The sequence below is a fragment of the Amycolatopsis aidingensis genome, assembly GCF_018885265.1.
GTDB lineage: Bacteria > Actinomycetota > Actinomycetes > Mycobacteriales > Pseudonocardiaceae > Amycolatopsis > Amycolatopsis aidingensis.
The window spans coordinates 358,853-376,922 of sequence record NZ_CP076538.1; the positions used below are offsets into that span (position 1 = coordinate 358,853).

The 18,070-nt window shown below is 69.2% G+C and carries 14 protein-coding genes and 2 tRNA genes; 13 read left to right on the top strand and 3 right to left on the bottom strand.

Annotation, left to right across the window (positions count from 1 at the left end; genetic code table 11):
- The first annotated feature begins 2 nt into the window (after window positions 1-2).
- Window positions 3-1,826, top strand: coding sequence for a glutamine--fructose-6-phosphate transaminase (isomerizing) (gene glmS / locus KOI47_RS01840; protein WP_216213223.1), 1,824 nt, complete (start codon window positions 3-5; stop codon window positions 1,824-1,826).
- A gap of 3 nt (window positions 1,827-1,829) precedes the next feature.
- On the opposite strand, the gene hisC is transcribed toward glmS, so the two are convergent.
- A complete protein-coding gene (hisC, locus tag KOI47_RS01845) occupies window positions 1,830-2,894 on the bottom strand; it encodes a histidinol-phosphate transaminase (protein WP_216213226.1) in 1,065 nt (354 codons plus the stop codon).
- 126 nt (window positions 2,895-3,020) lie between these two features.
- On the opposite strand from hisC, the gene KOI47_RS01850 reads away from it, so the two are divergent.
- The 8 genes from KOI47_RS01850 (at window position 3,021) to KOI47_RS01885 (ending at window position 9,600) form a co-directional block, all read left to right on the top strand.
- Window positions 3,021-3,683, top strand: a complete 663-nt coding sequence (locus tag KOI47_RS01850; RefSeq protein ID WP_216213228.1) for a dienelactone hydrolase family protein — start codon at window positions 3,021-3,023, stop codon at window positions 3,681-3,683.
- A 133-nt stretch (window positions 3,684-3,816) separates the two neighbouring features.
- Window positions 3,817-4,260: a hypothetical protein gene (locus tag KOI47_RS01855; RefSeq protein WP_216213231.1), complete on the top strand. Its 444-nt coding sequence runs from the start codon at window positions 3,817-3,819 to the stop codon at window positions 4,258-4,260.
- Window positions 4,260-5,423, top strand: a complete 1,164-nt coding sequence (locus KOI47_RS01860; protein ID WP_216213233.1) for a WXG100 family type VII secretion target — start codon at window positions 4,260-4,262, stop codon at window positions 5,421-5,423. The genes KOI47_RS01855 and KOI47_RS01860 overlap by 1 nt, the downstream gene beginning before the upstream one ends.
- Window positions 5,424-5,432: 9 nt before the next feature.
- Window positions 5,433-6,206 (top strand): ESX secretion-associated protein EspG, encoded by a 774-nt coding sequence (locus KOI47_RS01865; RefSeq protein WP_216213236.1) that lies wholly within the window; start codon window positions 5,433-5,435, stop codon window positions 6,204-6,206.
- 32 nt (window positions 6,207-6,238) lie between these two features.
- Window positions 6,239-8,212: an acetoacetate--CoA ligase gene (locus KOI47_RS01870; RefSeq protein WP_216213239.1), complete on the top strand. Its 1,974-nt coding sequence runs from the start codon at window positions 6,239-6,241 to the stop codon at window positions 8,210-8,212.
- A 95-nt stretch (window positions 8,213-8,307) separates the two neighbouring features.
- Window positions 8,308-8,397, top strand: a tRNA-Ser gene (locus tag KOI47_RS01875).
- Between the two features lie 63 nt (window positions 8,398-8,460).
- A tRNA-Arg gene (locus KOI47_RS01880) sits at window positions 8,461-8,533 on the top strand.
- A 245-nt stretch (window positions 8,534-8,778) separates the two neighbouring features.
- Window positions 8,779-9,600, top strand: coding sequence for an HNH endonuclease (locus KOI47_RS01885; protein WP_216213242.1), 822 nt, complete (start codon window positions 8,779-8,781; stop codon window positions 9,598-9,600).
- Between the two features lie 56 nt (window positions 9,601-9,656).
- Here KOI47_RS01885 and KOI47_RS01890 read toward each other — a convergent pair whose 3' ends face one another.
- Window positions 9,657-10,895 carry a DNA cytosine methyltransferase gene (locus KOI47_RS01890; protein ID WP_216213246.1) on the bottom strand — a complete coding sequence of 413 codons (1,239 nt, stop codon included), beginning with the start codon at window positions 10,893-10,895 and terminating at the stop codon, window positions 9,657-9,659.
- A 183-nt stretch (window positions 10,896-11,078) separates the two neighbouring features.
- Between KOI47_RS01890 and KOI47_RS01895 the strand changes: the two genes are divergently transcribed.
- Entirely contained in the window at window positions 11,079-11,477 is a 399-nt protein-coding gene (locus tag KOI47_RS01895) for a very short patch repair endonuclease (protein WP_232376965.1), read from the top strand.
- A 1,043-nt stretch (window positions 11,478-12,520) separates the two neighbouring features.
- Here KOI47_RS01895 and KOI47_RS01900 read toward each other — a convergent pair.
- Window positions 12,521-13,528, bottom strand: a complete 1,008-nt coding sequence (locus tag KOI47_RS01900; RefSeq protein WP_216213249.1) for an alpha/beta hydrolase — start codon at window positions 13,526-13,528, stop codon at window positions 12,521-12,523.
- Window positions 13,529-13,657: 129 nt separating this feature from the next.
- Between KOI47_RS01900 and KOI47_RS01905 the strand changes: the two genes are divergently transcribed.
- The 3 genes from KOI47_RS01905 (at window position 13,658) to KOI47_RS01915 (ending at window position 17,967) form a co-directional block, all read left to right on the top strand.
- Window positions 13,658-14,284: a PadR family transcriptional regulator gene (locus tag KOI47_RS01905; protein WP_216213251.1), complete on the top strand. Its 627-nt coding sequence runs from the start codon at window positions 13,658-13,660 to the stop codon at window positions 14,282-14,284.
- 141 nt (window positions 14,285-14,425) lie between these two features.
- Window positions 14,426-15,136, top strand: coding sequence for a VOC family protein (locus KOI47_RS01910; protein ID WP_216213254.1), 711 nt, complete (start codon window positions 14,426-14,428; stop codon window positions 15,134-15,136).
- 20 nt (window positions 15,137-15,156) lie between these two features.
- Window positions 15,157-17,967: an AfsR/SARP family transcriptional regulator gene (locus KOI47_RS01915; protein WP_216213257.1), complete on the top strand. Its 2,811-nt coding sequence runs from the start codon at window positions 15,157-15,159 to the stop codon at window positions 17,965-17,967.
- Window positions 17,968-18,070: the final 103 nt, after the last annotated feature.

Here is an 18,070-nt window from a genome sequence, read left to right on the forward strand (position 1 = left end):
ACATGTGTGGAATCGTCGGCTACCTCGGTGGCCGCGCGGCGGAACCGATCCTGCTGGAGGGACTGCACCGGCTGGAGTACCGGGGGTACGACTCGGCAGGCATCGCGGTGGCCCATCGCGGCAGGGCGCGGGTGACCAAGGCCGCGGTGCGGGTCGGTGAGCTGCGTGAGCTGGTCGGCAAGGGCACCGGCGCCCAGGTCGGCATCGCGCACACCCGGTGGGCGACGCACGGCGAGCCCACCGACGCCAACGCCCACCCGCATCTGGACGCCGAGGGCCGGATCGCGGTGGTACACAACGGGATCATCGAGAACGCCGAGTACCTGCGGACCAAGCTGGCCGCCGACGGGGTGGAGTTCGCCTCGGACACCGACACCGAGGCACTGGCGCACCTGATCGCCGCGGCCCTGCCGACCAGCGCGGGCCTCGAGGAGGCGGTGCGCTCGGCGCTGCGCGGGGTCGAGGGCGCCTACGGGCTGGTGGTGCTGGACGTGCGCAATCCAGGGGAGCTGGTGGTCGCCCGCAACGGCAGCCCGATCGTGCTCGGGATCGGTGACGGGGAGATGTTCGTGGCCTCCGATGTTGCGGCACTGGTGCGCTACACCCAGCGCGTGGTGTACCTGGACGACGGCGAGCTGGCCACCATCGCCGCGGATGACTACCGCACCAGCACCCTGCAGGCGCGCCGTACGGCCAAGGAACCGACCATTGTGGACGTCGCAGAGGACGACTACCAGCTCGGCGAGTTCACCGACTTCATGCGCAAGGAGATGCACGAGCAGGCCGAGGCGGTACGGCGCGCGCTGCTCGGCAGGCTGGAGGAGCGGTTCGCCACCGCGCACCTCGGCGGGATCGGCCTGGACGCGCACGCGCTGCGCTCGGTGCGGCGGGTGAAGTTCCTCGGCTGCGGCTCGGCCTACTACGCGGGCCAGCTCGGCGCGAACCTGGTCGAGGAGCTGGCCAGGCTGCCGGCGGACGCCGAGCCCGCCTCGGAGTTCCGCTACCGCAACCCGGTGGTCGATCCGGACACCCTGTACGTCGCGGTCAGCCAGTCCGGGGAGACCGCGGACACCCTGGCCGCGGTGCAGGAACTGGGCCGCAAGGGCGGCCGGGTGATCGGCGTGGTCAACGTGGTCGGCAGCGCGATCGCCAGGGAATGCGGCAGCGGGGTGTTCCTGCACGCCGGCCCCGAGGTCTCGGTGGCCTCCACCAAGGCCGTCACGAACATGAGCGTGTGCTTCGCGATGCTCGCCCTGCTACTGGGCCGGATGCGGGACCTTTCGGTGGCGAACGGCCGCCGGATCGTCACCGCGCTGGCCGACCTGCCCGCGCGGATCGCCGAGATCCTCGCGGCCGAGGAGGAGATCGCCGAGGTGGCCCGCCGGTTCGGCGAGGCTCGGCATATGTTCTTCATCGGCAGGGTGCGCGGCTGGCCGGTGGCCAGGGAGGGCGCGCAGAAGCTCAAGGAGATCTCCTACGTGCACGCCGAGGCATACCAGGCGGCCGAGCTCAAGCACGGCCCGCTGGCGCTGATCGACGAGCGGATGCCCTCGGTGGTGCTGGTGCCCGACGACGATCTGCGCACCAAGAACATCGGCACGATCGAGCAGATCAGGGCGCGCGGCGGCCCGGTGATCGCGGTGAGCAACGCCGAGCTGCCGGACGGCCTCGCCGACGCGGTGCTGCCGGTGCCGCGCAGCGAACCGGAACTGGACCCGATCCTGTTCACCATCCCGCTACAGCTGTTCGCCTACCACCTGGCGACGCATCTCGGCCGGGATATCGACAAGCCGCGCAACCTGGCCAAGAGCGTCACCGTGGAGTAGCCGTCAGGAACTACGCTGGAAGCCGCGGGCCGCGTCCAGGAAGGTGTCGTTCTCCTCCGGGGTGCCGATGGTGACCCGCGCACCATCGCCTGCGAACGGCCGCACCACCACCTTGCTGGCCAGCGCGTGCTCGGCGAACTCCTCGGTGCGCTCGCCCAGCGGCAGCCAGACGAAGTTGGCTTGGCTCTCCGGCACCACGTAGCCCGCGGCCAGCAGTTCCCCGCGCACCCGGTCCCGCTCGGCGGTGATCTCCGTGCACCTGGCCAGCAGCTCGGCCTTTGCGTCCAGGGAGGCGATGGCCGCGGCCTGCGCGAGGGCGTTCACGCTGAACGGCACGTACACCTTGCGCAGCGCCGTGGTGACGTGCGCCGGGGCGACCGCGTAGCCGACCCGCAGCCCGGCCAGCCCGTAGGCCTTGGAGAAGGTGCGCAGCACGGCGACGTTCTCCCGTTCGCCTGCGAGTTCGATACCGTCCGGCACCTCGGGGTCGGTGACGAACTCGCGGTAGGCCTCGTCCAGCACCACCAGCACGTCCGCGGGCACCTGGTCCAGGAACCGTTCCAGTGCCGCGCGGCGTACCGCGGTGCCGGTGGGGTTGTTCGGGTTGCACACGAACACCAGCCGGGTCTTCGGGGTGATCGCCGCGAGCATCGCGTCCAGGTCGTGCGTGTGGGTGGCATCCAGCGGGACGGTGACCTGGTCCGCCCCGGCCACCTGGGTGACGATCGGGTACGCCTCGAACGACCGCCAGGCGAACAGGGCCTGCTCGCCTGGCACGCACAGCGCCTGCACCAGCTGCTGGCACAGGGAGACCGAACCGCAGCCGACGGCGATCCGCTCGGCAGGCACCGCCAGTTCCTCGGCCAGCCGGTCCACCAGCGCCCAGGCCCCCATGTCCGGGTACCGGTTCACCTCGCTCGCGGCCCGCGCGATCGCCTCCGCGACGCTCGGCAGCGGGCCACCGGGAACCTCGTTGCTCGCCAGCTTGATCGCTCCGGTCACCGTGCGCCCGGGAACGTACTTCGGCAGGGACTCCAGGTCGGCGCGGGTGGGGACGGTCGGCGGCATGATCGCGGCTCCTTGCTGTTTCGCTGGACAACTCGCCAGGTCATGGCGTGTGTGGACACGTTATCTCGCCCCGGGTCGTGCTCGTCATGTTGACTTGGGTTCACACCGAGGTGGTTGAGTGGGCACATGACGCAGACGCACACCGACAACCACCAGCGGGACGACGGCCGGGCGGTACGCCTCACCTATGCCGAACCCGAGGGGGTGGTGCGGGGTGGCCTGGTCGTCCTGCACGAAGCCGAAGGGGTCACCGACGGCGTGCGGCTGCTGGTTTCCAGCCTGGCGGAGGAGGGCTGGCTCGCGGTGGCTCCGCACCTGTACGAGACCGGTCCCGCGGATGTGGACACGCTCACCTGCGACGGGGTACTCGCGGCCACCGACGTGACCCTGGCGTGGCTGGTGGACCGGGGGATCAGCGCGGACCTGCTCGGGGTGGTCGGCTTCGACATCGGCGGCACCGCGGCGCTGGTGGTGGCGACCCGCAGGGAGCTGGGCGCGGCGGTGACCGTCGGTGGGCCCGGCATCAGCAAGCCGGTTTCCAGCGATATCCCGCCACTGGTGGAGGTGGCAGGCACACTGGTGTCGCCATGGCTCGGCATCTACGGGGACACCGGCGAGGAGATCGACGTGGCCGAGGTAGAACTGCTGCGTGAGGCGGCCTCGGCGGCGTCGGTGGCCACCAACGTGGTCCGCTATCCAGGGGCCAACCACCGCTTCGATGCCGACCCTGAGGCCGCGGCCGAGGCATGGGAACGGACCCTGGCCTGGTTCGACGCGCATCTGCGCTGAGTTGAAACCCTTCGGCCCGCTGCTCCGTCTCAGCGATGACCGGAACCGATAATGGCGTTTCGCCCACCTCGGGCGGCTCGCACCGGTACGGTTTCGGTCACCCGCAGAGTCCAGCCAAGATGGGGATGACATCGTGGCCGAACCCAAGGAATTCCAGGTCAACGCGCCGTTGGGCGGCGGAATCGCGCCGGTCGCGCGTCAGGCCAAGGCGGTACGCACGCAGGCCAAGGCGGGGCATCTCACCCTGGACGAGGAAGTGGCCAGCCAGCTGCTGCGTGAACTGAACGAGGTCCAGTCCGAGGTATACGACCTGATCGCGAAGTCGGTGGACGGGCTGGACGCGCAGTTGCGTTTCGGCGACAGCTTCGTGGGCCAGGTGATGAGCGAGCGGCTACGGCAGGCAGCGGATGGCCCGGACACCGCGGCGCTACCGGTCCTCAGGCTGTTCAGCGAGGCGCTGATGGACCTGGAGAACACCGTGCACGATGCGGTCAAGAGCTACCGGAACCAGGACGAGGATGCCGCGGACGCGGCCGCGGCGGTGGAACGGAAGCTGTCTCCGGAAGGGGGCTATTGATGCAGCCGCATGGATATCCGGCGGACCAACCGCCATCCCCCCGTTGTCTGCCGTTCCCGCCGCCCGACTGGGGTGAATCGGAGGAACCCGAGCCGGACGCGGATGACCTCGGCAAGCCGTACGACTGGATGGCCGTCGAGCATCAGGAACTCTACCGGATGGTGCACGACAACGTGAACCTCGCTGGTGCCGAGGAGGTCTCCCAGAAGTGGCTCGACTTCGGCAGCGATCTGCATGGCATCTCCGAGGGGCTGCGCCGGATCGTGAGCGCCTTCCACGCAGCCTGGACCGGTGCGGCCGCGGACCAGGCCAGGCAGGTGTTCGTGAACCTGATGAACTGGTCGCACGACACGGCGAACCAGGGCTGGTCGCTGCACCGCCTGGTCGAGGAGCAAGCCGAACACGTCAAGGTCGCCAAGGAGACCATGCCGCAGCCGATCAGGGTGATGCCGCTACAACCGGACCGGCCGCTGGAACCGGCGTCCGCGGACGACGGCACCACCCCGATGTCGGCCAGCCCGTTCACCTCGGGTGGATTCGGCGGGGCCACCGGGCTGGTGGCCGACACCGGGCAGCAGCGGCAGCTGTTCCTCGACCGGCACCGGCAGGCGGCCGAGGTGATGGAGAAGCTGCAGCGCGACTCGCACGGGGTTTACCGGGAAGTCCCGGAGTTCACCCCGCCGCCGCCGAGGATCGCCAGGGTTCCGGACGACCCGCCGAAGGAGCCGCCGCGGCCGGACCCGGAGCGGCCGCAGCCGGAGCCGGATGACGGAACCGAAGCCAGCAACGTCGGCGGCGGCTCGACCCCGCCGGTCGGCGTGGGCGGCCCCGCGCCGGGTGGCGCGCCCGCACCGGGTGCCTCGTTGCCGCCGAACGCCACGCCCACGGCCGAGCAGCACGGTGTCGGCGCGCGGGCGGGCACCGGGGCGCCAGGGACGGGCGGAACCACCGCCGCGGCCGCCGGCGCGGGCGGCGGCCAGCGTGCCGGCATGGGCCCGATGGGGATGCCGATGGGGGCCGGGGGCGCGCGGTCCGGTGGCGGCGAGGACTCCGAGCACCAGCGGCCGTCCTACCTGGAGGAGGACAGCGACTTCTGGAGCGCGGACGTACCCGTGGTTCCCCCGGTCATCGGTGCGGACCGGCCCGGACAGCGCGAGCAGTAGGGAGTATCGGTGCGCGACCCCGACTCGGGCTGGATCCAGCTGTACCCTGGGGAGTTCGCCCTGCTCTGGTCCGAGCTCGGCCTCGGCGACCTGCCGCCGACACTCGAGATCCGCCCGCGCGGCCGGACGGCCACGGCGCGGGAGCGGCTGATCGAGGGTGCCAGCGCCACGCTGGCCGAGCGGGACCTGGGCACGGTGAGCAGGCCGGCACGGGACCTCGCCGGGCTGCTACGCCAGCTCGCCGAAGCCGAGTTGCGGGTCGACCTGGAGGTGGAGCGCGCGGACTTCGCCTTCCGCGCGGTCGCCGGGAGCGGCCGGGGCGGCGCGGTGACCGCGGGTTTCGCCGGGGCCGAGCTGCGCATCGGGCCGGTACGGCCGACGAACCTGGTGCCCACCATGCTGGAGGTGCTCACCCCGTTGGACGCGGGTGTCGGCAGCCCGGCCAACGTGCGCGTCGGCGACTACACCCGTGCCTGCGAGCAGGGCGAGCAGGGCGGCACGGACGGGTTCATCGGCGTGCTGCGGGATGCCGGGTTGCGGCCGCCGGAGGTGAACACGCTGGTGCGTGCGGTGACCAAGCGGGCAGGCGGCGGGCAGCTCGGCGGCAGCGTGCGTACCAGGGCGGGCCGCTGGGCACGGGCCCAGAGTCCTGTCGGCTGGGTTGACACCGAGGAAGGCCGGTTTGCCTTGCGGCGCAACGGTGATTGGGTCACGGTCACCCCGGTGGACCTGCCGAGGTTGCACGCGATGGCCGAGGAACTGGTCGCCGACCTGGCGGGCTGACCGGGGGCCGCGCGCTCGTTACGCTGGCCGTCATGACCAATGACGCTCCTGAGGTGCTCTGGCGGCCGGACCCCAACCGGGTCGAACACACCAAGATCGAGGCATTCCGTTCCTGGCTACGCGCCGAGCGGGGAGTGGCGGTCACCGACTACCACGAGCTGTGGGAGTTCTCCACCAGCTCGCCAGCCGAGTTCTGGGGTGCGGCCGCCGAGTTCCTCGGGGTGCGCTGGCACGACCAGCCGGGCGAGGTGCTGACCGGGAACGAGTTGCCGGGGGCGCGCTGGTTCAGCGGCGGCACCCTGAACTACGCCGAGCACGCGCTGGCCGGTGGGGTGGCAGGCGCGGCCAAGGAGGACGACGAGCTGGCGGTGATCTTCCACCGCGAGGACGGCCGTTCCGAGCGGCTGACCTACGGCGAACTGCGTTCCCGGGTGGGCGCGGCCAGGGCCGGGCTGCGCGCGCTCGGTGTTGGCAAGGGGGACCGGGTGGTCGCGCTGGCCCCGAACTGCCCGCAGACGCTGATCGCCTTCCTCGCCGCCGCGAGTATCGGCGCGGTCTGGTCGTCCTGTTCGCCGGACTTCGGCGTGCGCGCCACCGCCGACCGGTTCACCCAGATCGAGCCGAAGGTGCTGCTGGCCGTCAACGGGTACGTCTACAATGGACGAAAGTTCGATACCAGGTCCACAGTGGAGGAACTACGCGGGCAGTTGCCGTCGCTGGCTGCCACCGTGCTGGTCGACTACCTGGACGGCGGCTCGATGCCGGAGGTTCGGGACTGGGACGCGCTGCTGGCCGAGCACGATGGGGCGCCGCTCGAGTTCGACCCGGTGGAGTTCGACCACCCGCTGTGGGTGTTGTACTCCTCGGGCACCACCGGGCTGCCGAAGGGGATCGTGCACGGCCACGGCGGAATCGTGGTGGAGCATCTGAAGGCGCTGGCGCTGCAGAGCGATCTCGGGCCGGGTGAGCGGTTCTTCTGGTTCACCACGACCGGCTGGATGATGTGGAACTTCCTCGTCTCCGGCCTGCTGGTTGGCTCGACGGTCGTGCTGTACGACGGCAGCCCCGGTCATCCGGACCTGAACGTGCTGTGGCAGCTCGCCGAGCAGCACCGGGTCACCTACTTCGGTACCTCGGCGCCGTTCGTGCAAAGCTGCCTGAAGGCGCAGCTGAAGCCTGCGCAGCGGTACGACCTTTCCGCGCTGCGGGCCATCGGGTCCACCGGGGCTCCGCTGAGCCAGGAGGGCTTCCGCTGGATCGCCGATGAGATCGGCAGGGGCGTGCAGATCTGCTCGGTCTCCGGTGGCACGGACCTGTGCACCGCGTTCGTCGGCTCGGCGCCGGACGTCCCGGTCTGGCTGGGCGAGCTGTCCTGCCGGTCGCTGGGTGCCGCCGTCGCGGCCTTCGACGAGCAGGGCAACTCGCTGATCGAGGAGGTCGGTGAGCTGATGATCACCGCGCCGATGCCATCGATGCCGGTGTTCTTCTGGAACGATCCGGATGGCTCCCGGCTGCGTGCCGCCTACTTCGAGGACTACCCGGGCAACTGGCGGCACGGCGACTGGATCCGGATCACCAACCGCGGCTCCGCGGTCATCTACGGGCGCAGTGACTCGACGCTGAACCGCGGCGGCGTGCGGATGGGCACGGCCGAGTTCTACCGCGTGGTCGAGAGCCTCGACGCGGTCACCGACTCGCTGGTGATCGACACCTCGGCAGGCGGCGAGGGCGAGCTGTTGTGCTTCCTGGTCCTCGCGCCCGGAGCCGAGCTGGCCGAGCTCGAGCCCACCCTGCGCAAGGAGCTGCGCTCGGCGCTGTCCCCCCGGCACGTCCCGGACCGGTTCGTGGTGGTCGAGGAGGTGCCGCGCACCCTGAACGGCAAGAAGTGCGAGGTCCCGGTGAAGAAGATCCTCTCCGGGGTCGCCCCGGAACGCGCGGTGAGCGAGGACGCGCTGGCCAACCCCGAGTCGCTTACCCCGTTCGTGGAGCTCGCGGGCAAGGACTGAGCGTGACGGCGGTCACCGGCCGTGTCCGGGGAGGGGGTGCTTTGCCGCGGCCCGAGGCGGATGTGTACTCTATCCCGGCAGTGGTCGTTGACCTGGGAGGCTTCGCCTAGTCTGGTCTATGGCGCCGCACTGCTAATGCGGTTGGGGGTAACCCCCCCTCCCGGGTTCAAATCCCGGAGCCTCCGCCGGGTTCTCGGTCCCACCCCGAGAACCGGATTGCTAGCACTGCTAGCCTGACAACTGAACATGCGCCCGTAGCTCAACGGATAGAGCATCTGACTACGGATCAGAAGGTTAGGGGTTCGAATCCCTTCGGGCGCGCGTCTGGTTGAGACAGCAAGAACCCCCAGCCGAGCTGGGGGTTTCTTCTTGTCGGAGACCGTGAGGGCGGCCTTGCTGGTCTCAGTTGTTGACCTTTGGCCCGGGTCTAAGGCCCGCCCCCTGCTTGTCGTATCCGTGGTGGGACATCCGGTGCGTGCGACCTCAAGAGTTGACCCCGGTGCAGTGAACCGTCTCCGCCATGGTGTGCCGTTCGTGGGTCTTGAGCCGTCGGCGATGATGGCGGCATGAGCAAGAGACCGTTGCCACCTCCGGGCTCATCGGAGCTCGACGTGTTGCCGACCGAGGCGCACAGGTTGCTGTATGCGTACTTGTACGAGCGACGTGACGAGCCGCCGACGATGCGGGAGATTCGAGCTTACCTGGCTACGAAGTTGGGAGAAGCGCCAGCACAGACGGACCGTCGCGTGCGGGACTTGAGGGATCACTTCGACGTGCCGACAGTTCGGTCAGGGACCGATCACCGGTACAAACTGGTTGGATGGTCCAAGGTCGATAAGGATGGGTCGAGGAAACGGGTTAGCAACCGGGTGCGCGCCGAGGTGCTCGCACCGCAGCGGTGCGCGCAGTGTGGACGTCAGCCATTACAACATGGCGTAGTGCTAGCCGTTGACCACAAGGTCCCGCGCGAATGGGGCGGTACCGATGATATCGACAACCTTCAGCCGCTGTGCGAGGAGTGTAATGCCGGCAAGAAGGACTTCTACGCCACATACAATGAGTACGCTGATGAGATTGCTGCGGCTTCGGTCCACCCCGAGCCGCATGGCCGGATCGGGGAACTTCTGAAAGCCTTCCGCGGGAACTGGGCACCTTCCAGCCTCATTGGCGTCGTTGCATCGATGCAACAATACCAGGAAGACTGGCACAAACGCATGCGGGAACTTCGTCTGCTGGGGTGGAAAATTAGGTCAAAACGAGCAAAAGACCCAATAACGGGACGTACCAATACCTGGTATCGAGCCGAGCGCTGGGAGCCGTGGCCCGAAGGTTCGATTCGTGCAGAGGTGGCGCGCCGAGACCCGTCGAATAAGCGTAACAAGCGCTGACGGTCGCCGGGTTACCCATTCATCCCAACGGAGTGGAAGCGGCAACTAACGACGTCCTAGCTGATACGGGCCCTGTGTCGCAGGAATAAATCGTGGCGTGCATGATTATCCTGGCCGGTAAAGGCCTTGAAGCTACCGAGTCTGTACCTCGTCTTCGTCCCCTCAGTTCGAATCTCGACCTCAAAATCCCGGCTGAGAAGGCCGATACGGCGTTCAAGTTCAGCTGGGTCATCGAGGTTCGCGGACTTCATCAGGCGTTCAGGGGTGACGAAGCCGAGCGATGATCGAAGCGTTTTGTAAATCGGGTCATGCTCGGTGTTGTCGAGCGTCCGTGGGCTTCCTTCATGCTGGAACGAACGCATGATCGCGGCACCCACCGCATGCGCTACCGGCGGTGGGAATGCGTTTCCAATCTGCCGATAACGGGAGGTCTTGCGACCTGTGAAATCCCACTTGTAGTCACCCGACCATCCTTGGATCCGGGCAACCATCTCGCAAGTCAGCTTGGGCATGAAATCGGAAGGTGTTCCCGCCGGGGGTGGCGCATCGGCGAGACCGAGGGCATCGACACCCATATCGGCCCAGGCTCGTTTCGCCCGGGTCGGACCGAGGTCGGCGCCCCCATGTTTCTTCGAACCTCCAACGATGGTAGGCGCGATACCATCCGCCTTGTTTGCCCACGCCTTAGCTCCATGCCAGCCGCCAGCCGCCATCAGATCTACCAGCGTTTCGCCGACGGTCGGCGGCGGTGGCGCTGGCTCGGGCCAATGGAAGTACGGAGCGTCGTCGGGTTTGAGCGCGACGAGGATGAACCGTGGTCTCAGCTGTGGAACGCCAAAGTTCGATGCCTGCAGGAGACGCCACTCGGCGATGTAGCCAAGCTGAGCTAGGTGGTCGAGGACGTGTTGCCGGTATCCGGCAAACCGGGGCATACTCAACCCGCGTACGTTCTCTAGCAGCAGGGCGCGAGGTTTCATTACAGTGACCTGTTCGACGGCCCATGCAAACAGGTCTCGCTCATCGCTTGCCCCGAGTTGCTTGCCGGCGATGGAGAACGGTGGACATGGTACGCCGCCAGCCAGCAGTGAAACCTGAGCGTAGTCGGCTGGGCGCCAGACCGATTGGTCGGCTACGTCGCCCTCTGCAATCTTCCAGCTGGGTCTGTTGGCCCTCAGGGTGTGGCAGGCGTTGCTGTCGAGTTCTACGGCTAGCGCGTGCTCGAACCCGGCCTTCTCAAGCCCTAGCGCCTGGCCTCCTGCGCCGGCGCAGATCTCGACCACTTCGAACGTGTCCATCGATGCTCCTCTCTGTCTGCGCCGTGCGAGGTGATGCAGGTATCTTGCCTCACGCATGGCGCCAAGGTCCGGAAGGTGGGGTGGTTGGCGAACGTGTCGGCGGATCAACGCGAGCAGCCGCGGCCGGAAGGCCGCAAGCAGGTACGACACCCCGCGGCCCTCAACGAGGGCCGCTCGCGGAACATGCGAGCGAACCGGCGGTCAAACACCAAACCTGAGGTGGCCCTGCGTAGCGAGCTGCACCGTCTGGGATATAGGTATCGCAAAGATCACAGGCTGGACTTGCCCGCTGGCGTGCGTGTCCGGCCAGACATCGTTTTCACGCGTCGCAAGATCGCCGTTTTCGTGGACGGATGCTTCTGGCATGTGTGTCCTCAGCATGGCCGGGAGCCGACACGGAACGAGTGGTACTGGAGTCCAAAGCTACGGCGGAACGTGGAACGGGACCGTCGCGCAGACTCGGCCCTCACGGATGCTGGCTGGAGGGTCGTGCGCATCTGGGAGCACGAGGATGTGCAAGATGCGGTAGACCGTGTGCGTAGTATGATCGAACACGGGTTCGATCATACGGAGGGGGGCTGACATTTCCGCTGCGTCGAGGGGAGTTCGACAGTCCCGCCGGGATGATCCATCCTTTTGGGTGGTCGGACCAGTGGGGATGGCAGCGACGAGCGGTCTGCGGACATCAGCTACTGCCGGATCGGGAGCCGCTAAAGGTTAGGTTCGAATCTCTCCCGGCACCTCTGGTTGAGCCAGCGAGAAACCCGGTATGGCTGGGGTTCTTTCCTGCCGAAACGGGTCGTGTCGGCGCCGGATCAGCTGGGCCGCCAGGTGCGGTATTCCAGTGAGTCCACCCCGGCGCCGGGGAAGAGGACCGTCATGTGGCCGGGGGTGGCCGATACCGCTGCCGGTGCACCTTCGCCGGCGCGGCTCACCCGATCCCAGCCCGTCCAGTGATTACCCAGCCACTGCTTGCAGTAGATATAGGGATCCTGTTGTGGCCCCAGGATACCGCGGTCGGTGCGCGGTAGATTTGACCACGAATATCGTGCCACTCGTGCCAGCGACCGTCGTACCATTTGTGCCATATCGCTCTGTTCTGGCCGGGTGCGAAAACGTCAAGGCGCCCTGCGCCCCAGGAACTCAGGGCAGCGCCATCGCCTACCCATCCATCCAATTGTTCCCAGGTGAAATGCTGGCCGGCATTATCCGACCACCCGTGCCAAAACCGAGGCTGGTCCACGTACGCGACGATGTCGATACGACGGTGTTCCCAGGCGGCCGCGGCGAGTGCCGTGGCGCCTGCCGGAGACCACGCCAACCTCCGTGCGTGGCCGCCGGGGCCGCCTTCGGAGACCGGCGAGTGCCAGATGAGGCCGTCGAGGCCTTGGTAGAACACATCGATCGAGCCTGGTTCCCGGGAGCACACTCCAACCGGGAATGATCGAACATTACTGATGTAGTTACTGCCACCCCATGAACCCGCCACAGCCCTACCCCTTCCGCTTCGTTGGCGGCTCAATCGGAGGTGGACCACGGGTCGTTACGTTGATCTTTTTACCGCGGAATGCCGAAAGCCCCCGGAATCCGGGGGCTTTCGGTGTGCTTCGGAACGGTTCTGTGGCTCAGCGGGGACCCCAGAGGACGTCCCGCATCACCGGAAGCTCCCGGCGCAGGCCCTGCCAGCCTGCGCAGTGGATGTTGTGCGCGCAGTCGTACTCGACGAACCAGCTGTTGGTGATCCCGTTCGCCAGCAGGTGCTGGTGGAACTCGTAGCTCAGCCGGTGCGCCTGCGCCTCCAGCGGGTCACCGTGCTGCGTGCCGCCGTAGAGCACCGTGTGTATCCCGCTGAGCGCCCCGACCCGGTGCTGCGGGTTGTTGAAAGCCCAGGAGCCGTCGCCGGGTGCGCCGAACGGGCCGTCCAGCGGGAAGCCCTCGATCTCCATCGAACCGGTGACCGCGGTGCGCATGCGGAGGTCCTCCAGGTTGTAACCCCCGGAGAGGCCCAGGGCGAACCGGAACAGCCAGGGCCGGTGGGTGGCGTGCCGGATCGCGGCGAAGGCACCCATGGAGAACCCGGCGATCGCGCGGCCCTCCCGCTCACGGATGGTGCTCAGGTTCTGGTCGATCCACGGGATGAGCTGGTCGAGGTGGAAGGTGTCCCACTGCTGAACGCCCGCGGACTGGTTCACCCAGTTCGTCGCCCACCCGGCCTTGCCGGCCTCGGCGGTCACCGTGATGAACGGGAACCCGCGGGTGATCCCCTCCACATCGGCCTCGTGGTGCCAGGCGCCCGGCCCCTGCCCGCGGCCGTGGAACAGGTAGAGCACGGGATAGCGCAACGCCGGGTTGTAGCCCTCGGGCAGGGTGACGATCACGTCGTGGTAGTCCCAGGCGATAGCGCGGGTGTCCACCGCGTCGGTGTGGATGTTCACCACGTACGAGCGCGGGGTGCTTTGCAGGACGTTGCGCACCTCGATGCCGTGACCGGAGGTGAAGGTCGGCTGCGGCGCGGCACCCGCGGGCGCCGGCGCGACGGTCAGGGTCGCCAGCAAGGCGACCACGATCGACAGGGCACGGCCCCAGCGCGCTCGCCGCCGGGCGGCAGGGCGTTCGTTCGACCTGGAAACCACTCGCCATCTCCTCTGTGCTGGTCCGTTGTCTGCGCGGGTCACGCTAAGTGGGTCCGTTGAAATTCCGATGAAACGGTGGTCGCCGCTATGGCAAGTTGCTATAATGCATGGCGGACGAAGGGTGTGCTGATGACAGGGCTGCGACGTGCGGACCGGGATCTGGCCGCGGTGACCGTGCTCGCCCTGCTGCTCCAGGGGCCGCGGCACACCTACGAGATGCACCGGCTGATCGTCGATACGCACAAGGACTTCGTGACCGGCCTGCCGCGGCGGCTCTACCACGCGGTGGAGCGGCTGGAGCGGGACGGCCTGATCGGGGTGGCCGAGCACAGCCGCGCGGGCAGCCGCCCGGAGCGCACCGTCTACCAGCTCACCGCGCGCGGCAGGTCGGCCCTCACCGATCGGGTGTACCGGCTGCTGGCCACCCCGGACCGGGACGCGACACCGCTGGTCGCCGGGCTGTCCCTGATCGGCTGCCTGCCGGTGGCCCGGGCCCGGCAGGCGCTGGCCGAGCGCGCCGAGGCCCTGGCCGGAGCCGTGCGGCAGACCGAGGAGCAACTGGCGTCCGTGGCGGCGCGGCTGCCCAGGGTGCTGCTGCTGGAGGCCGAGTACGAACGGACCCGCCGGACGGCCGAACTCGACTGGGTGCGGGCGCGGCTGGCCGAACTGGATGCGGGCGAGTTGTCCTGGCCCGCCGATCCGCGGCAGTTGCTGCCGATCGAGGAGGCATTCGATGAGCTGACCGACCAGACCTGACACAAAAAGGCCATCGGCGCGGTGCGGCAACACCACGCCGATGGCGAGGCAACCCGAACCGGTCCACCGGAGCGGATCGATATCCAGGCCGCGACACCTCCAGGGTATCCGATCGCGCTCCATGAAATAAAAGGAGCGAAAATGTCCGAGGGAAATTTCGTCGCGCATGAACTGCGCGTTCCGGACGTGGCGGCGGGCGCTGCGTTCTACGGCGACCTCTTCGGTTGGACGGCAACCGATTCGCCGACCGGCAGGCAACTGCGAGCCGGACACCTGACCATCGGCGGGGTGAGCCGGGTGAAAGACGGTATTCCGGCGCACTGGAGCGGTTGCGTGGCGGTGACCGACGTACTCGCCGCGGTGGACACCGCCGTGCAAAGGGGCGCCACCGTCACCACGCCGACCGGCGCGCCGGTCGACCTCCCCGGCCAGGGCAAGCTGGCACCGATGCTGGATCCGGCACGGGGGTTCTTCCTCCTCGCCGAGCCTGCCGCCGAGGTCGCCACCGGCACCGACGGAACCTTCGCCTGGCACCGGCTGTACGCCACCGATCCCGCCGCGGCCATCGCCTTCTACCAGGCGGTCCTGCCATGGCGGGCGCCGGTCGCGGGCTCGCACCGGTTCCTGCTGCCGGAAGGGAAGCCGGTGGCCGAGGTCGTCCGCGCGACCGGGACCGCGCAGCACTGGCTCCCGTACGTGCTGGTGAACGACCTGGAAGCGGCCTGCTCCCTGGCGGCCGAACTCGGCGCCACGGTGCACGCGGACCGGCACGCCCTGACCACCGGCGGCCGCTCGCGGGTGATCGTCGATCCGCAGGGTGCCGAACTCGGCCTTTGCGCAAACACCGGGTAGTGAATATGTAACCATCCAGGGTGGGTGGGCGTACGGCGGAAACCGGGGGCACGATGGGCGGACAGCTACGGCTCGCCGTGCTCGGCCCGCTGCGGGGATGGCGCGGCGAGGAACCGCTCGACCTGGGGCCGGTTCGCCAGCAGGCCCTGCTGGCCGCCCTGGTGCTCCGCCCGGATGAGCCGGTCAGCCAGCAGGAACTGCTGGACAGCGTGTGGGGTGCGGAACCACCGGGGACGGGCGGCAAGGTGGTTCCGGTCTACGTGCACCGGCTACGCAGGTGCCTGCGGGAGGACGGGGCGGCCGCCGCGGACTCGGTGATCGGCACGAGCCGCGGCGGCTACCGCTTCGTCAGCGCCCGCGTGCGGCTGGACTCGGTGCGCCTTGCCGAACTCGTCGCCGAGGCGGAGGCCGCCGACCGTGCCGGTGACCTGGCCGCGGCCGTCGAGGCCTATGCCCGCGCCCTCGAACTCTTCCGCGGCGAGCCGCTTTCCGGCCTGCCGGGACCGTTCGCCGAGGGGGAGCGGTTGCGGCTGACCGAGCGCCGGATCGCCCTTTCCCAGCAGAAGCTGGAGCGGCAGCTGCGGCTCGGGCGGTATGCCGAGGCGATCGCCGAGCTCTCGGCGCTGCTCCCGGCGCATCCGCACAGTGAGGCACTCGGCGCCCTGCTGATGCGGGCCCTGCACGGCAGCGGCCGCTCCGGCGACGCCCTGGCCGTGTTCACCCAGCTGCGCAGGCGCCTGGTGGACGACCTCGGAGTGGAACCGGGCAGCAGGCTGCGGCGGGTGCAGGAGGCGGTGCTGCGCGGGGACGACGAGTTCCTCGGCGTCACCGTGGTCAGGCAGGCTCGGCCCGCCAGGCCACGCAACGAGCTGCCTGCCGACACCGGCGAGCTGGCAGGCCGGGAGCCCGAACTTGCGCGGCTCGGCGCACCGGTGGCGGGCGCGGCGGTGTCGGTGCGCGCCGTGGACGGGGTCGCGGGCGCGGGCAAGACCGCACTGGTGGTCCGGGCGGCGCACCGGCTGCGCGCGGACCACCCGGATGGCTGTCTGTTCGTGGACCTGCACGGGCACACCGAGGGCCGCGCGCCGCTGCCTGCCGGACGGGCGTTGCGGCGGCTGCTGCGGGCGGTCGGCTCGGACGACAGCGACCTCCCGGACGATCTGGACGAGCTGGCGGCGTGCTGGCGGTCGGCGAGTGCCCCGTTGCGCCTGCTGCTGGTGCTCGACGACGCCGCTCGCGCCGAGCAGGTCCGCCCGCTGCTGCCGTCCGGGCCGGGCAGCACGGTGCTGGTGACCAGCAGGCAGCGGCTGGCCGGGCTGGACGTGCACCGCCGGATCTCGCTGGGCCCGCTGGAGCTCGACGCGGCGGAGCACCTGCTCGGGCACATCGCCGGCCGGCCCGGCACCCCGGCCGAGCGGCGCCTGCTGCGGGAACTGGCCGGGTTGTGCGGGCGGTTGCCCCTTGCGTTGCGGCTGGCCGGATCCCGGCTACAGGACCGTCCTACCTGGACGGTCGAACGACTGGTCGAGCGGCTGGCTGACGAGGGCGGTCTGCTCGGCGAACTGGCCGCGGGAGACCGCAGCGTGGCGGCAGCGCTGCGCCTCTCCTACGACCGGCTCGCCCCCGCCGAGCAACGTGCCTTCCGCGCGCTCGGCCGGTGCCCGATGGTGCGGTTCGACCGGCTCGTGCTGGCCGCCATGCTCGGCTGCCCGGCCCGCGCGGCCGAGCAGCTGCTGGACAGCCTGGTCGACGCGAGCCTGCTGGAGCAGCCGGCGGCCGGCCGGTACCGGCTACACGACCTGGTCGCGGTGTACGCGCGGCAGGCCGTCGAGCAGGATCCCGCCGACCTCGCCACCGCGGCGAGGACCAGGGTCTACCAGCTGTGGGTGGCCGCCGCCCGCTGCGCGAGTGACGGGGGCCTCGCCGGGTACCCGACCGGACCCGAACCACTCCCCGTCCCGTTCACCGGTGCGGAGGAAGCGACCGCCTGGCTGGACGCGGTCGGCGGCGAGCTCGTCGACGTGGTCGGCCACGCGGCCGCCGACGGGCAGGTCGACCATGCCTGCTGGATCGCCGAGGCCGGGGTCGACTACCTCACCCGCCAGGGCAGGTACCACGAGATCCACGCCGCACTGGACCTCGCGCTGCGGCTGGCCGCGCAGGTCACCGATCGGCGGATGGGCTCCGCGCTGCGGCTGTGTATCGGCTACGTGCACAGCACGCAGGGGCAGTACGAGCGGGCCGGTAGCTGGTTCGGCGAGGCCCTGCGGATCGGGCAGCGCACGGGGGACCGCAGGGAGGAGGCCAGGGCGCTGGGTGGCCTCGGGATGACCGCCACCGCGCTCGGACGGCATGCCGCCGCGCTGGACCGGTTGACCGAGGCGGTCCGGCTGGCGGGTGAGCTGGAGGACCACTGGCTCGCCGCGGTGGCGACCTCCGGCCTCGGCTACCTGCACCATGTGCATGGGCGGCACGAGGAGGCACTGGACTGCTTCGCGCGCTGCAGGCTGTGGGGAGAGAAGATCGGCAGCCGGAAGATCCTTGGTAACACCGCCTGCGCGGCGGGCAGCGTGTACCTGGAACTCGGCCGGTTCACCGAGGCCGCCGCGGCGCTGCGCCGCGCGGTCGAGCTGGCCGAGGAACTCGCGGACGTTCAGCTGTGCGCGTTCAGCCTGACCAGGCTGGGCTCGGCCGAGCAGGGGCTGGGGAACCTGGACACCGCCATCGAACTGCACCACCGGGCACTCGAGATGCTTCCCGAACAGATCCCGGAGAACCTCACCGTGGAGATCCGTGACCGGCTGGCCCGTAGCACCGCGGTCAGGGGCTGAACTCCAGCGTGGCGAGGGCGCCGACCAGCCGGGTGGTCGGCGACCGGCTCAGCACTGCAAATATTGTGGCCGCCGGTAGTCGTCAACAGGAAAGGACTGAGCC